Genomic DNA, 13,753 nt, shown 5'->3' with positions numbered 1-13,753 from the left:
CGATGGTCTTGCCGGCCTCGGCGGCCTCGGCGGCCTCGGCGGGCGTGGTGGCCTCGGCTGACGCGGTGGCCTTGGTGGCCTTGGTGGCCTCGGCTGACGCGTTGGCCTTGGTGGTCTCGGCGGACTTGGTGGCCCGGGTGGGCCCGGCCTTCTTCGCGGTCCCGGGGGGCCCGGCGTCCGGTGCGGTCCCGGCGGACCTCGCGGCCCTGTCGGCCCCCGCCGTCGCGTCGTCCGTCTCGGTCGCCGCGGTCGTTCCGTCAGCCCCGGCCGTTCCGTCCGCCCCGGCCTCTACGGCGTTCCCGCCGGTCCCGGCTGCCGGTTTCCGGTCGGCGGGTCCGGCGTCCCGGCTCGCGGGGAACGCCACGGTGTTCGGGGCCGTGGAGACCGTGACGGTCCCCTCGGGTGCCTCGCCGCACACGGCGAGGACCGTCGTCCCCGACCCGGCGAGGGACGACAGCAGCTCCCAGACCGCCACCCGCTCGGCGTCCGACAGCTTCAGGTCGACGTCGTCCACACCCAGCAGCCCGGGTCGCCCGATGAGCGCCAGCGCCACGGACAGCCGCAGCGCCTCGAGCCGCTCCAGGTCGCGGACGGCGGTCCGCGAGCCCTTGGGGAGGCTCTCCCGGTCGAGTCCGGCGGCGGAGAGCGCCGCGTCGATCCGCAGCCGCGCCGTCGCCGCCCGCTGCGCGCGAGGCCGCAGCAGATCCCGCACGGGGCCGCCGAACCGCCGCTCCAGCAGCGCCCGTTCGCGCAAGTGCTCCCCGACGGTCAGGGCCGGGTCGAGGTCGGTCACACCGGCGACGTGCGCGAGCCCGGCGAACCGCCGTACGGCCGCCGGCTGCTTCGGCAGCCGCGCCCCGCCCACGGTCGCCGTGCCCTCGGTGGCCTTCATGCGCCCGGTGAGGGCGAGCAGCAGGCTGGTCCGGCCGGAGCCGGAGGGCCCCTTGACCGCGATCAGCGAGCCCGGCTCCGCGTCGAGGCCGATGTTCCGGAACGCCCATCCGCGTGGGCCCCGGAGCCCGAAGCCGTCGGCAGACACACCGACTTCGTCCACAGGTCCCCCTGGTTGACGACAATTTGAACTGACTGGTCAGTGCAAAAGCTAACCCGAACCTTCGATCGAAGCAAAAGCCCAGGTCGGAACGGATTGTCAGTGGCATACCGCACGATGGGGACATACGGCGGGTCCGTAGCGGACGCGCCGTCACACAGACGACAGGAGGTTCGTCATGGCCATCCACCACGCAGCCGCCACCAACCGGCGCCGCGCCACCGGCCCTGCCCCCTCACTGACCGGCCCGGCGAGCGACGTGCACCCCGTGCTGCGCCGCACCACGGCCCCGCCCGCCGCCCTCGACCTGCTCGCCCAGGCCCACGCCGGGCTGGACGAGGCGGCCGTCCTCGACACCCCCAACGAGCGCTACGCCACCGCCCATCTGGCGGCCCTGCGCACCGCGGCGGCCGTCCTCGCCGCCCGCGGCCGTCCCGAACCCTCCCCGCGCCGGCGCGCCCGGATCCGCAGCGCGTGGGAAGTGCTCCCCGAGATAGCTCCCGAACTCACCGAGTGGAGCGCGCTGTTCGCCTCCGGGGCCGGGCGCCGGGCCCGGGCCGAAGCGGGCATCCAGGGCGCGGCCACCCGCCGGGACGCCGACGACCTCCTGCGCGACGTGGCGATGTTCCTCCGTCTCGTCGAGCGCATGCTGGTGCTCCAGCCGGTGCTTCCCCAGCCGCGCCAGGACGGCGACGCCACGGACACGCCCGGCGCGGGGCGCGACCTGCCGGACGCGGGCTGACATGCGGCGCCGCCGTGGCGCACCACCGTGACCGGGCCGGGCGCGGAGGCAATAGGGTGGAAGGCGCCTGAAGCCTTCCCTCCGCCCGCCCGCCCTGCGGGCCGGGCCCCGGCCGGGGAGGCAGCCCGTTCGCTCCGCCGCGCAAGAGGCGGTGCCGCGCCGAGGAGTCAACTGCCGTGTCGGACCCGATGCGCCCGCCCGCCTCCCCCCACCACCCTGGCACCACGTCGCAACGCTCCGACGCCCCTCGGCCGCGCGCCGCGCTCCGCACCGCCGTCGTGTGGGAGGTCCTCCAGGACGCCCTCGACCGCCGGGTCAAGGCGACCGGACGGGAGTCGCTGGACGTCCTCGACACCGGTGGCGGCAGCGGCAACTTCGCGGTGCCCGTGGCACTCCTCGGGCACCGGGTCACCGTCGTCGACCCCAGCCCCAACGCGCTGTTCGCCCTGGAGCGCCGCACGGCCGAGGCCGGAGTCGCCGACCGGGTGAAGGGCGTTCAGGGCGACGCCCACGGTCTCTTCGACGTCGTCGAGCGCGGCGGCTTCGACGCGGTCCTGTGCCACGGAGTGCTGGAGTACGTGGACGACCCGGCCGAGGGCGTCCGCAACGTGGTGGCCGCGCTGCGCTCCGAGGGCGTCCTCAGCCTGCTCGCCGCCGGTCTCGGCGGAGCGGTGCTCGCGCGCGCCCTCGCCGGGCACTTCAAGGAGGCCCGCCAGGCCCTCACCGGCCCGGACGGCCGCTGGGGCGCCGGCGACCCCGTGCCGCGCCGTTTCACGGCCGAGCAGCTCACCGAGCTGGTCGAGGGCGCGGGCCTGCGGGTCGGGTCGGTGCACGGTGTGCGGGTCTTCGCCGACCTCGTCCCGGGCGTGCTCGTGGACACCGAGCCCGGCGCTCTGGAAGCCCTGCTGAAGCTCGAGGAGGCGGCGGCCGCGCTGCCCGCCTTCCACTCCGTGGCCACGCAGCTCCATGTGCTGGGTGAGACGCGGGGGACCGACGGGAGCTGAGTGCCCGCCGTGACATACCGCTGATCAGGGCCTCGGCGGCGCATGGAGTACGCCACAGGCCCCCCGTTCGGGCGCAGTGCGCCGTATGATCGAGGGAGACCGCCCGGCATGACGGGTCGGCCGCTGGGGAATGGAAACAGCGAGCCGGACCGTCCATGGTGGGCTCCGGTTGGCCAATTGGCGTAGAGGGGCGGGTTTCACGGGGGCGATTCCCTGCCTATCCTGAAGGGACCCCCCGGGTCGCCCCCCGGCGACTGCACGATGAGGAGGACTCCGTGCCGCTCTCGGAGCACGAGCAGCGCATGCTCGAGCAGATGGAGCGAGCGCTGTACGCCGAAGATCCCAAGTTCGCGTCGGCGCTCGAGGGAAGCGGGCTGCGTACGTACACCCGGCGGCGGGTCTACCAGGCGGTCGCAGGCTTCCTCGTGGGTATCGCGCTCCTCATGGCCGGTATGGTCGCCAAGCAGGTCTGGCTGAGCGTGGTGGGTTTCCTCGTCATGCTGGGCTGCGCGGTGCTCGCGGTGACCGGCTGGCGCAAGGCCCCCAAGCCGGGCGAGCAGCCCGCCGCGGGAGCCCCGGGCGTCGCGCACACCCGCGGTCAGGGTCGGCAGAAGCGCTCCATGATGGACCGGATCGAGCAGCGCTGGCAGCGCCGCCGTGACGAGCAGGGCGGTCACTGACACCGCACCACCACCCACGCACGAACACGACGAGGGGCGGACACCCAACCGGGTGCCCGCCCCTCGCCCTGTCCTCCCACCACCCAGCTCCGCCGCCCCTCACCCCGCAGCACGCCCTGCCCCCGCCGGACCAGCGGCTCGCCCCCGCAGCCCGGCACCCGGAGACGCCCGCGGACTCCCGGCCGGGGCAGCCTGCGCCCGGGACGGCCTCTGCCGCGCGGACACCGGAGCGGCGGTATCCCGCCCGGCAGCACCGCGTGCGGCTTCCCGCCCGGCACCACTGCGGGCAGCCCGGATACGCCCAGGGCCGCTCGGTGGCGGCGCAGCTCGTCGGCCGGGCCGAACCCGGCCGGCGCATCGGGGCCGCTCGGTGGCGGCCGAGGCGGGGGCCGACGGGTCCGGCACCGCGCTTGCGTCCGCGTCCGCGCCCGCGCTGGGCGAGCCCGGCGCACAACGGCGCGTGCGCCGACCCAGGACGGGGCGAGCCCGGCCCCTGACCACCGTGCCTGCGCCGGCAGGGGCCGGGAGAGTCCGGCCCGGGACACCGTGCTTGCGGCAGCGGCCGGGCCGGCCCCGCCCTGAACACCGCGCCTGCGCAGCCCCGGGCCGGGATGGCCCGGGGCGGCGGGTTCAGCTGCTCTGGTGGTGGCCGGACGGGCGGCGGGGGAGACTTGTCAGGCGGGCCGCCCAGGACGCCTTGGTGGCCGTCCAGCGGTCGGACAGGTCCCAGACCGCGCGGATCGCCGACCGCGGCGCCACGACGGCACGCACGCGTGTCGTCCAGCTGACCCGGTCCCGCAGCGCCGCCCGCACCGCGCGGACGTCGTCGGCCAGTCCCGCCTCGGCCCGCGGCTCCGGCGCGAACAGCACCTGCTCCACGGCGCCCGCGACCCGGCGCACCGACCGGCCGACCGTCTCGTCCAGCTCGCCGATCCGCACGATCCGCTCGGCGGCCCGCCGCGGGGTCAGCGCCTCGTTCGGCTCGATGCCGTAGTCCCAGGCCGTGTCGGTCAGCTCGCGCCACACCGCCAGCACATGACCGGCCGCCGCCGCGCCCGCCTCCGCGGGCGGCACGTCCAGCAGCACTCCCGGACGGGCCTCGTCGGGCCGGCGGTCGTCGGCGCCGCCGGTGCCCCCGCCGTCACCCCGTCGTCCCGGGGGCGGCGACCCGGACGGCACGGACGAGGAGTGCTGGGCGGACGCCAGCCGCACCGCACGCCGTCTCAGCCGCCACAGCATCGGCAGCAGAGGCACGGCGAGCGCCGCCGCTCCCAGCAGCGTCCAGCCCGCGATCGCGTACCAGCGGGGACCGCCGCCGCCCTGCTGGGCCTCGTCCAGGGGCAGCGCCTGCGCGCAGCCCTCGAGCTTCTTGTCCTGGGCCGAGCAACTGGTGCTCGACGAGGGCTGGGCGGAAGGCGCCGCGTCGGCCGAGCGGGAAGCCTGCGGCAGGTCGGGGACGGCCTGGCCCGAGGTGTCCGGCAGCGTGTACGTGGGGGTCGAGCCCCGGGTCGGGGTCGGCTCGAAACGGGTCCAGCCGACGCCCTCGAAGTACAGCTCAGGCCAGGCGTGCGCGTCCTTCAGCCCGACCGCCACCGAACCGTCCGCCTGCGTCGTGCCCGGCGCGAAGCCCACCGCGACCCGCGCCGGAATGCCCAGCGTGCGGGCCATCGCGGCCATCGCGAACGAGAAGTGGACGCAGAACCCCTGCTTGTCCCGCAGGAACCGGGCGATCGCGTTGGTGCCGCTGCCGACCTCGACCTCGGTGTCGTACTCGAAGCCGCCCGTCACCGCGAAGTAGTCCTGGAGCGCGACCGCCTTCTGGTAGTCGCTCGTGGCGCCCTTGGTGATCTCCCGGGCCTGCTGCGCCACCACGGGCGGAAGGGAGTCCGGGACCTTGGTGTAGGTGCTCCGCACCGAGCCGGGCGCCTCGGGCGCCGAGGCCAACTGCTCCGCCGTCGGCTGCACGTCGAGGCTCTTGACCTGGTACGTCTTGCCGCTGGTGTTCTGACCGTGGTCGCCGACCAGCGTCATGCCGACCGGCTCGTAGCGCCAGTTGCCCTTGATCTGGACGCCGCTGGGCGGGTACGGCATCGGCAGCCAGTCCTGCGCGTACCCGGGGGCCGCCGCGATCCGGGTCGTGATCTCCGTGCGCTTGACGCCCGGGCCCAGACCGGTGGGCGAGGGGAACTCGTCCGGTACGGCGACGATATGACGCTTGGCCGGTTTCCACGTGGTGCCGTCGAAGTCGTCGAGCGACACGATCCGCAGATACATGTCCGAGACGCCGGAGGTGTTGGTGCGCAGGGTCAGGACCGTGCGGTCCTCGTCCACGTTCAGGCTGTCGCGCAACGAGACCAGCGGGTTGACCGCGGAGATCGTGCCCCCGCTGCCGTTGCCCGCGCCCACACCGGTGCCCGTGCCGTCCAGCAGACCGCCCTGTATCGCGGGCAGCGGCAGGAGCGGCACCACGAGGGCGACGCCCAGCGCGGCCATGCCGATGCGCCGGCCGGTGCGCACGGGGGCCACCGGCCCGGGCTGCGCACCCGGCGCGCGCGGACCCCCGCCGAAGACCCGGCCCCACTGCGACAGCCGCTCCCGGCCCTCGGCGAGCAGCAGCATCAGATAGCCGGCGGCGGCGACCAGGAACCACAGCCAGTCGGTCGCCCCGGTGGAGAGCCCCGCGGCGACCGAGTACAGCGCCAGCAGCGGCAGGCCGGCCGGGGCCGCGTTGCGGTACGTGACCGCGAGGGTGTCGACGGCCAGGCCGATCACCAGCACGCTGCCGATCACCATCAGCCGGATGCCGTCGGACAGCGGGGCCGGTATCGCGTACCGCCCCACGTCGTCGGCGCCGGTCCGGAAGAGGTCGCCGAAGTGCCGGAAGGCCTCCGGGCCGGGGACGAGGCCGACGAGGGCCTGCTCCCGGGCGAAGAGCAGGGTCAGCAGCACCAGGGTGACCAGCGCCTGGGCGGCCACGGTCAGCGGCCGGGCCAGCGGCACCCGCCGGGCGGCCGCGCCGACCCCGGACTGGATCGCCAGCAGCACCGCCGCCTGGAGCAGCCAGGTCGCCGGGGTGACGAGCGGCAGCAGGGCGCACGAGGCCATCAGTGTCGCCGCCACCGCGCACAGTGTCAGTCGGGCCCGCCCGCTCATGCCCCGCCCTCCCCGCCGCTCGTCCCGCTCCCCGTCGTCACGCCCGCCCTTTCGCGGTCCGCCTGGCGCCACAGCTCAGCCAGCGAAGCGCCCCGCGGCACGCCGAGAGCCGTCCAGCCCGCCTCGCGCAGCATCCGCAGCCGCTCCTCCTGCCTGTTCATCGGATCGGGCACGCCGTTCGGTTCACGCACCCAGCCGTCCCCGTCCAGCAGGAAGGCGACCGCGCCCCCGCTGCGCTGCCGCATCTTCGCGGCGACCGCCGCCTGCTCCTCGTCGAGATCGCCGAAGAAGGCCACCAGCAGACCCTCGTTGCCGCCGCGCAGCACGTCGTAGGACCGGGACAGGCCCGTGCCGTCGGAGTGGTCGACCACCGCGAGGGTGTCCATCATGAGACCGGCCGCGTCGGCCGACTCCTGGCTCGGACCCGCGAACCCGTCGGCGCCCTCACCCGGCACCGAGTCGCCCGTGTCCGTCAGCAGCCGTACCGAGAAGCCGCGTTCCAGCATGTGCACCAGCACCGACGCGGCGCCCGAGACCGCCCACTCGAAGGCGGAGTCGGGGCCCGCGCCCTGGAAGGCCGTGCCCCGGGTGTCCAGCAGTACCGTGCAGCGCGAGCGCTGGGGCTGCTCCTCCCGGCGCACCATCAGTTCGCCGTAGCGGGCGGTCAGCCGCCAGTGCACCCGGCGCAGGTCGTCGCCGTAGCGGTAGCCGCGCGGGATCACGTCGTCCTCGCCGGCCAGCGCCAGCGAGCGCTGCCGTCCGTCGCCGTACCCCTTGGCCTCGCCGCTCAGGCGGACCGGGGGCAGTGGCTCCACGCGCGGGATGACCGTCAGCGTGTCGTAGGTGGAGAAGGCCCGCGTGAGCTCGCACATGCCGAACGGATCGCTCAGGCGCAGCTGGAGCGGGCCCAGCGGGTAGCGGCCGCGCAGGTCGGAGCGGACCCGGTAGGACACCTCGCGGCGGCCGCCGGCCTCCACCCGGTCCAGGACGAAGCGGGGCCGCGGGCCGAGGACGTACGGCACCCGGTCCTGGAGCATCAGCAGACCGGTGGGCAGCCGCGAGACGTTGTCCATCCGCAGGTGGACGCGGGCCTCGCTGCCGGCCGGCACGCGCGCGGGCGAGAGCCGGCGGCTGCCCGCGACCCGGTAGCGGGTCCGGTAGACGACGGCGGCGCAGATCAGCGGCAGCGCGGCCAGCAGCAGACCGACCCGCAGCAGGTCGGGCTGGCCGAGCACGTAGGCGCAGATCGCGGCCGCGATGCCGGCGGCGAGGAAGGAGCGGCCGCGGGTGGTCAGACCGGCCAGGGCCGTGCGGGCGCCGCCGCCCTTCTCCCCGCGGTCCGTCGCGGGCTGCCCGGTCCCCCCGGCGGTCATCACAGCCTCCGCGGCTGCTGCCGGCCGTACGCCTGTACGCCGTGGCCCAGCCCGTACCCGTGCTGCTGGGGGGTCGCGGGCACCGAGGTGCGCTGGATGATCTCCTCGACCACCTGCTCCGCCGTGCGGCGGTTCAGCTGCGCCTGCGCGGTGGGCAGCAGACGGTGGGCCAGTACGGCCACGGCGAGGTTCTGCACGTCGTCCGGGAGCGCGTAGTCCCGGCCGTTCAGGGCGGCGGTCGCCTTGGCGGCGCGCACCAGGTGCAGCGTCGCGCGCGGGGAGGCGCCGAGTCTGAGGTCGGGGTGGGTGCGCGTGGCGGAGACCAGGTCGACGGCGTAGCGCCGGACGGAGTCGGCGACGTGGACCCCGCGGACGGCGTCGATCAGCTTGACGATCTCGTGGGCGTGCGCGACCGGCTGGAGGTCGTCCAGGGGGTTGATCCCGCCGTGCACGTCGAGCATCTGGAGTTCGGCCTCCGCGCTGGGATAGCCGATGGAGACCCGGGCCATGAACCGGTCGCGCTGGGCCTCGGGCAGCGGATAGGTGCCCTCCATCTCGACGGGGTTCTGCGTCGCCACCACCATGAACGGGCTGGGCAGCTCGTACGTCGTCCCGTCGACGGTGACCTGGCGCTCCTCCAGCGACTCCAGGAGCGCCGACTGCGTCTTCGGCGAGGCGCGGTTGATCTCGTCGCCGATCACGATCTGCGAGAAGATCGCGCCCGGTTTGAACTCGAACTCCCGGCGCTGCTGGTCCCAGATGGACACCCCGGTGATGTCCGAGGGCAGCAGGTCGGGCGTGAACTGGATACGGCGCACCGAGCAGTCGATGGACTTCGCGAGCGCCTTGGCCAGCATCGTCTTGCCGACGCCCGGGACGTCCTCGATCAGCAGATGCCCCTCCGCGAGGAGCACGGTCAGCGAAAGCCGTACGACCTCGGGCTTGCCCTCGATCACTCCCTCCACCGAACTGCGGACACGCTCCACAGTGGCGGTCAGATCTGTGAGGCTCGCTCGCTCGTCATAGGTCGTCACCCGGCCCTCCTCGGCCCAAACTTTCTCCGGGCCGACGCTCTGTGCGGCAAACCGGCCCACCCCGAATCACGGACGCCGTCCGCGAACTGCTCAGCGTGACGTCACACCCGCATTCTTGCCGCCGTTACCGATTCGTGTCACTCGCCTGTGGACAACAGTCCGCGATATGTCGGCGTTATGACCATTTGGTCACTCGCGGTGCGGAAATCAACAGGGAAACGACAGCGAACGACAGCGCGGTCCGGCGCGGAACGGCGCCGGACCGGGCGGGACGGGGCCGCACGTGACCCCGTGGACGGACGTGGACGTCCGCGGGACGCCTACGCGGGGTCGATCTCGCGCAGCAGGCCCGTCTTGACGTCGAAGACGAACCCGCGCACGTCGTCGGAGTGCAGCAGGAACGGCGAGGTCCGCACCCGCTGCATCGACTGCCGCACGTCCTGGTCGACGTCCCGGAAGGCCTCCACGGCCCAGGCCGGACGCTGACCGACCTCCATCTCCAGCTCGGAGCGGAAGTCCTCGGTGATCGCCTCCAGACCACAGCCGGTGTGGTGGATGAGGACGATGCTGCGCGTGCCCAGCTTGCGCTGGCTGATGGTGAGCGAACGGATCACGTCGTCGGTGACCACACCGCCGGCATTGCGGATGGTGTGGCAGTCGCCCAGTTCGAGGCCGAGCGCCGCGTGCAGGTCGAGACGGGCGTCCATGCAGGCCACGACCGCCACCCGCAGAACGGGGCGGGCGTCCATGCCGGGGTCCGTGAAGGCGTCCGCGTACCGCTCGTTCGCCTCGACGAGACGATCGGTGACGGTGCCGTCGGTTATGGCGCCTTCGGGCCGTGCGGGGAGCGATGCAGAAGTCGTCATACCTATGACGGTACTGGTCACGCCCTTTCCGGTCCTCCTGGGGGACCGGAAAAAGAGTGTCATCACGTGCTCTTTGTGAGGTAAGCCACAGGCCGCGCGGCGGGGGAGTCCCGCCGGGCCGCGCCGCGCAGGCCGGTTGATTGACCGCGAGACGGCGTGGACTAAAGTGACGCGAAGCGGGAGGCGACGATCTCCCTGCTGGACTGAAACCCGTGAGACCCCGGCCCGGCGCCGAGATCTCCCCGCGGCGCCGGGAGGCCTTCCCTTCGGGTAGGGGGCGGGGACCCGGCGGTGCGTACACCCGCCGCACCTGAGAGGGCCCCTTGAGTCACAGTCGACACGTCCCGGTGATGCTCCAGCGGTGCCTGGACCTGTTGGCCCCCGCCCTCCAGCGGCCGGGCTCGGTGGTCGTCGACTGCACCCTCGGCCTCGGCGGCCACAGCGAGGCCCTGCTCACCCGGTTCCCCGAGGCGCGGCTCGTCGCCCTCGACCGGGACAAGGAGGCGCTGCGCCTGTCCGGTGAGCGCCTGGCCCCGTTCGGCGAACGCGCCACCCTCGTGCACGCCGTCTACGACGAGCTCCCCGAGGTACTGGACCGGCTCGGCATCGCGCGCGTGCAGGGCGTCCTGTTCGACCTGGGCGTCTCCTCGATGCAGCTCGACGAGGCCGACCGCGGCTTCGCCTACGCCCAGGACGCCCCGCTGGACATGCGGATGGACCAGACGACCGGTGTCAGCGCCGCCGAGGTCCTCAACACCTACCCGCCCGGTGAGCTCGTACGGATCCTGCGGGCCTACGGCGAGGAGAAGCAGGCCAAGCGGATCGTCTCCGCGGTCGTGCGCGAGCGCGACAAGGAACCGTTCACCAACAGCGCCCGGCTGGTGGAGCTGATCCGCGACGCGCTTCCGCAGGCCGCCAAGCGCACCGGCGGCAACCCGGCCAAGCGCACCTTCCAGGCGCTGCGCATCGAGGTCAACGGCGAACTCTCCGTCCTGGAGCGGGCCGTCCCGGCCGCCGTCGAGGCGATCGACGTCGGCGGGCGGATCGCCGTCCTGTCGTACCACTCGCTCGAGGACCGGCTGGTCAAGCAGGTGTTCGCGGCCGGCGCCGCCACCACGGCGCCGCCCGGGCTGCCGGTCGTCCCCGAGCGCTACCAGCCCCGGCTCAAGCTGCTCACCCGCGGTGCCGAACTTCCCACCGAGGAAGAGGTCGCCGAGAACCGGCGGGCCGCCCCGGCGCGTCTGCGCGGGGCCGAGCGGATCAGGGAGTCCATCGAATGACGGGCGTGAGCCGAGGGTGCGGAATGCCGGCCAGGGGGAGGGCGAGTGAGTAGGAAACCCGAACTGAAGGGGAGGGCCGCCCGGCTCGCGCGGCTCTTCCCGTCCGGCCCGCGGCAGGCGGCCCGCACGCCGTTCGTCCTCCTGGTCGTCCTCCTCCTGGGAGGCGGACTGATCGGACTCCTCGTGCTGAACTCCGCGCTCAGCGAGGGCTCGTTCAAGAAGGACGACCTCCAGAAGGACACCAAGAGCCTCACCGACGAGCAGCAGGCGCTCCAGCGGGACATCGACTCCTACTCCGCCCCCGACGCCCTCCAGCGCCGCGCCCGCGAACTCGGCATGGTGCCCGGCGGGGACCCGGCCTTCCTGAACCCCGACGGCACCGTGAAGGGTGTCCCCTCGGCCGCCGCCCCGCGCGCCGCCGACGAAGAGCCCGCCGTCCGCCCTCCCGAGGCCATCGCGCTCCCCCGGACGACCGGGACACCGTCGCCCGCGGCGCCCGCGCCGAACATCCCGGGCGGCACCCCCGCCCCGAGCGCCGCCCCGACCGAAGCCATCCCCGAGACCCCCGGCAGGTGACGGAAGTGTCCGACAGGGAACCGCCGCGCCGGCGCGTACCGGGCCCCGCCCGGCCCTCCCGCCCCGCCTCCGCCCAGCGGCGCCCGGGCCCCGGCGCCCGTCCCGCCGCGTCCGCCCCGCGCCCCGCCCCGCGCGTCCTGCGGCTCGGCAGCCCCCGGCCCCGCCTGCGGATGGTCGGACTCGCGCTGGCGCTGGTGCTGATCGCCTTCGTGGTCCGCCTCCTCCAGGTGCAGGCCGTCGACGCGAGCACCTACGCGGCCAAGGCCGAGCAGAACCGGTACGTCGGCCAGGTGCTGACCGCCGAACGCGGCGAGATCACCGACCGCACCGGGGTGGCCTTCGCGAGCAGCGTGGACGCCTACGACATCACGGCCGACCCCACGATGTTCACCCGTGAGCAGCTGAAGGTCGGCGACGGTCCCGAGCAGGCGGCCGCGCTCCTCGCGCCGATCCTGGGCCAGGACCAGGCGGCGCTCGTCAGGAAACTGCGGCCGGCGGACGCGAGCCTGCGCTACGTCAGGCTCGCCGGCCGGCAGACCCCGCAGGTCTGGAAGCAGATCAAGGACCTGAGGGCCGCCCTGTCCGCCAAGTCGGAGACGGACAAGTCCACGGTCAACGTCCTGGCCGGCGTCTTCTCCGTCCCCAGCAGCAAGCGCGTGTACCCCAACGGGAACCTCGCCGCCGGGATACTGGGCTGGGTCAACGCCGACGGCAAGGGCGGCGGCGGGATCGAGCAGCAGCTGAACGCGACGCTGTCCGGCAAGGACGGCAAGATCCGCTACGCCCAGTCCGGCGGCCGTCAGGTGCCCACCGTGGGCTCCACCGAGACCCCCGCCGTGGCCGGTTCCGACGTCGAGCTGACGATCGACCGCGACATCCAGTGGGCCGCGCAGAACGCCATCACCGACCAGGTGAAGGAGTCCCGGGCGGACCGCGGTTACGTCATCGTCCAGGACAACCGCACCGGCGAGATCCTCGCGATGGCCAACTCGCCCGGTTTCGACCCCAACGACCTCACGCGGGCCGACTCGGCGGCCATGGGCAACGCGTCCGTCCAGGACGCCTACGAGCCCGGCTCCACGGCCAAGGTCATGTCGATGGCGGCCGTGCTGGAGGAGAACGCCGCCACACCGCTGACGCACGTCACGGTGCCCAACCGGCTGCACCGCGGCGACCGGCTCTTCCAGGACGACATCGACCACGCCACCTGGTACCTCACGCTCAACGGCGTGCTCGCCAAGTCCAGCAACATCGGCACCATCCTCGCCACCGGCCAGCTCGGCAAGACGCAGACCGCGGCCAACCGGGTGCTCTACTCCTACCTGCGCAAGTTCGGCATCGGCAGCCAGACCGGACTCGGTTTCCCCGGCGAGACGAGCGGCATCCTGGCCCCGCCCGGCAAGTGGTCGACCTCGCAGCAGTACACGATCCCTTTCGGCCAGGGCATGTCCCTGAACGCGCTCCAGGCGGCCTCCGTGTACTCGACGATCGCCAACGGCGGGGTCCGGGTCGCGCCCACCCTGGTGCGCGGCACCAAGGGGCCGGACGGACGCTTCACCCCCGCCGAGGCGCCCGCCAGAACCCGTGTGGTCAGCCAGAAGACGGCGAAGACCCTCGCCCAGATGCTGGAGTCGGTGGTGGACGACCAGGAGGGCACGGGCGCCAAGGCGCGTATCCCGGGCTACCGCGTCGCGGGCAAGACAGGTACCGCCAACCGGGTGGATCCGGCCACCGGCACGTACAAGGGCTACACCTCGTCGTTCGCCGGGTTCGCGCCCGCCGACAACCCCCGGGTCACCGTGTACTGCGCCATCCAGAACGCCACCCAGGGCAGCTACTTCGGCGGCCAGATCTGCGGTCCCGTCTTCAAGCAGGTCATGGAGTTCGCCCTGAAGACCCTCCAGGTCCCGCCGACCGGCGCGAAGCCCGCCAGCCTCCCGGTCTCCTTCACCCCCTGACCCTCCCGACCCTCCCGACCCTCCCGCGCACGTCCC

At 73.8% G+C, this 13,753-nt stretch carries 10 protein-coding genes and 1 pseudogene; 6 read left to right on the top strand and 5 right to left on the bottom strand.

The genetic code is table 11. From position 1 onward, the window contains the following. Positions 1–369: 369 nt before the first annotated feature. Positions 370–1,054: pseudogene (locus Saso_RS39005) on the bottom strand (ATP-binding cassette domain-containing protein); the annotation flags it as partial. A gap of 175 nt (positions 1,055–1,229) precedes the next feature. Between Saso_RS39005 and Saso_RS00445 the strand changes: the two are divergent. The 3 genes from Saso_RS00445 (at position 1,230) to Saso_RS00435 (ending at position 3,477) form a co-directional block, all read left to right on the top strand. Continuing rightward, positions 1,230–1,793 carry an SAV_6107 family HEPN domain-containing protein gene (locus Saso_RS00445; RefSeq protein WP_189916852.1) on the top strand — a complete coding sequence of 188 codons (564 nt, stop codon included), beginning with the start codon at positions 1,230–1,232 and terminating at the stop codon, positions 1,791–1,793. Between the two features lie 176 nt (positions 1,794–1,969). Then, positions 1,970–2,797 carry a methyltransferase gene (locus Saso_RS00440; protein ID WP_189916850.1) on the top strand — a complete coding sequence of 276 codons (828 nt, stop codon included), beginning with the start codon at positions 1,970–1,972 and terminating at the stop codon, positions 2,795–2,797. A 275-nt stretch (positions 2,798–3,072) separates the two neighbouring features. Then, the gene (locus tag Saso_RS00435) at positions 3,073–3,477 is read left to right on the top strand and encodes a DUF3040 domain-containing protein (protein WP_189916848.1); all 405 of its coding nucleotides are present in this window, start codon (positions 3,073–3,075) and stop codon (positions 3,475–3,477) included. Between the two features lie 630 nt (positions 3,478–4,107). Here the strand turns inward: Saso_RS00435 and Saso_RS00430 are convergent. From Saso_RS00430 to Saso_RS00415, 4 genes are all read right to left on the bottom strand, one after another. After that, complete coding sequence (locus Saso_RS00430) at positions 4,108–6,630, bottom strand: transglutaminase TgpA family protein (protein ID WP_189916846.1); 2,523 nt, start codon at positions 6,628–6,630, stop codon at positions 4,108–4,110. Further along, entirely contained in the window at positions 6,627–8,003 is a 1,377-nt protein-coding gene (locus tag Saso_RS00425; RefSeq protein WP_189916844.1) for a DUF58 domain-containing protein, read from the bottom strand. The genes Saso_RS00430 and Saso_RS00425 overlap by 4 nt, the downstream gene beginning before the upstream one ends. Continuing rightward, positions 8,003–9,037, bottom strand: a complete 1,035-nt coding sequence (locus tag Saso_RS00420; RefSeq protein ID WP_189916842.1) for an AAA family ATPase — start codon at positions 9,035–9,037, stop codon at positions 8,003–8,005. Before Saso_RS00420 ends, Saso_RS00425 begins: the two co-directional genes overlap by 1 nt. A 320-nt stretch (positions 9,038–9,357) precedes the next feature. Further along, positions 9,358–9,903 carry a beta-class carbonic anhydrase gene (locus tag Saso_RS00415; protein ID WP_189916840.1) on the bottom strand — a complete coding sequence of 182 codons (546 nt, stop codon included), beginning with the start codon at positions 9,901–9,903 and terminating at the stop codon, positions 9,358–9,360. Between the two features lie 323 nt (positions 9,904–10,226). Here Saso_RS00415 and rsmH point away from each other — a divergent pair, with 323 nt between their 5' ends. From rsmH to Saso_RS00400, 3 genes are read left to right on the top strand one after another with little or no spacing between them, the layout of a single operon-like run. Then, a complete protein-coding gene (rsmH, locus tag Saso_RS00410) occupies positions 10,227–11,183 on the top strand; it encodes a 16S rRNA (cytosine(1402)-N(4))-methyltransferase RsmH (protein WP_189916838.1) in 957 nt (318 codons plus the stop codon). A gap of 45 nt (positions 11,184–11,228) precedes the next feature. Next, the gene (locus tag Saso_RS00405; protein WP_189916836.1) at positions 11,229–11,759 is read left to right on the top strand and encodes a cell division protein FtsL; all 531 of its coding nucleotides are present in this window, start codon (positions 11,229–11,231) and stop codon (positions 11,757–11,759) included. Between the two features lie 5 nt (positions 11,760–11,764). Beyond that, positions 11,765–13,717: a peptidoglycan D,D-transpeptidase FtsI family protein gene (locus Saso_RS00400; protein ID WP_307822179.1), complete on the top strand. Its 1,953-nt coding sequence runs from the start codon at positions 11,765–11,767 to the stop codon at positions 13,715–13,717. Positions 13,718–13,753 lie beyond the last annotated feature (36 nt).

Origin of the sequence: Streptomyces asoensis (assembly GCF_016860545.1) — a bacterium.
GTDB lineage: Bacteria > Actinomycetota > Actinomycetes > Streptomycetales > Streptomycetaceae > Streptomyces > Streptomyces asoensis.
Note: the sequence above shows the minus strand (reverse complement) of the source record. Positions and strands in the feature narration are given on the sequence as shown.

What these genes read in the sequence shown, in the direction of transcription:
- Saso_RS00445 (WP_189916852.1), top strand. Translation starts at nt 1,230, where the DNA reads ATGGCCATCCACCACGCAGCCGCCACCAACCGGCGCCGCGCCACCGGC.
- Saso_RS00430 (WP_189916846.1), bottom strand. Translation starts at nt 6,630, where the DNA reads ATGAGCGGGCGGGCCCGACTGACACTGTGCGCGGTGGCGGCGACACTG.
- Saso_RS00425 (WP_189916844.1), bottom strand. Translation starts at nt 8,003, where the DNA reads ATGACCGCCGGGGGGACCGGGCAGCCCGCGACGGACCGCGGGGAGAAG.
- Saso_RS00415 (WP_189916840.1), bottom strand. Translation starts at nt 9,903, where the DNA reads ATGACGACTTCTGCATCGCTCCCCGCACGGCCCGAAGGCGCCATAACC.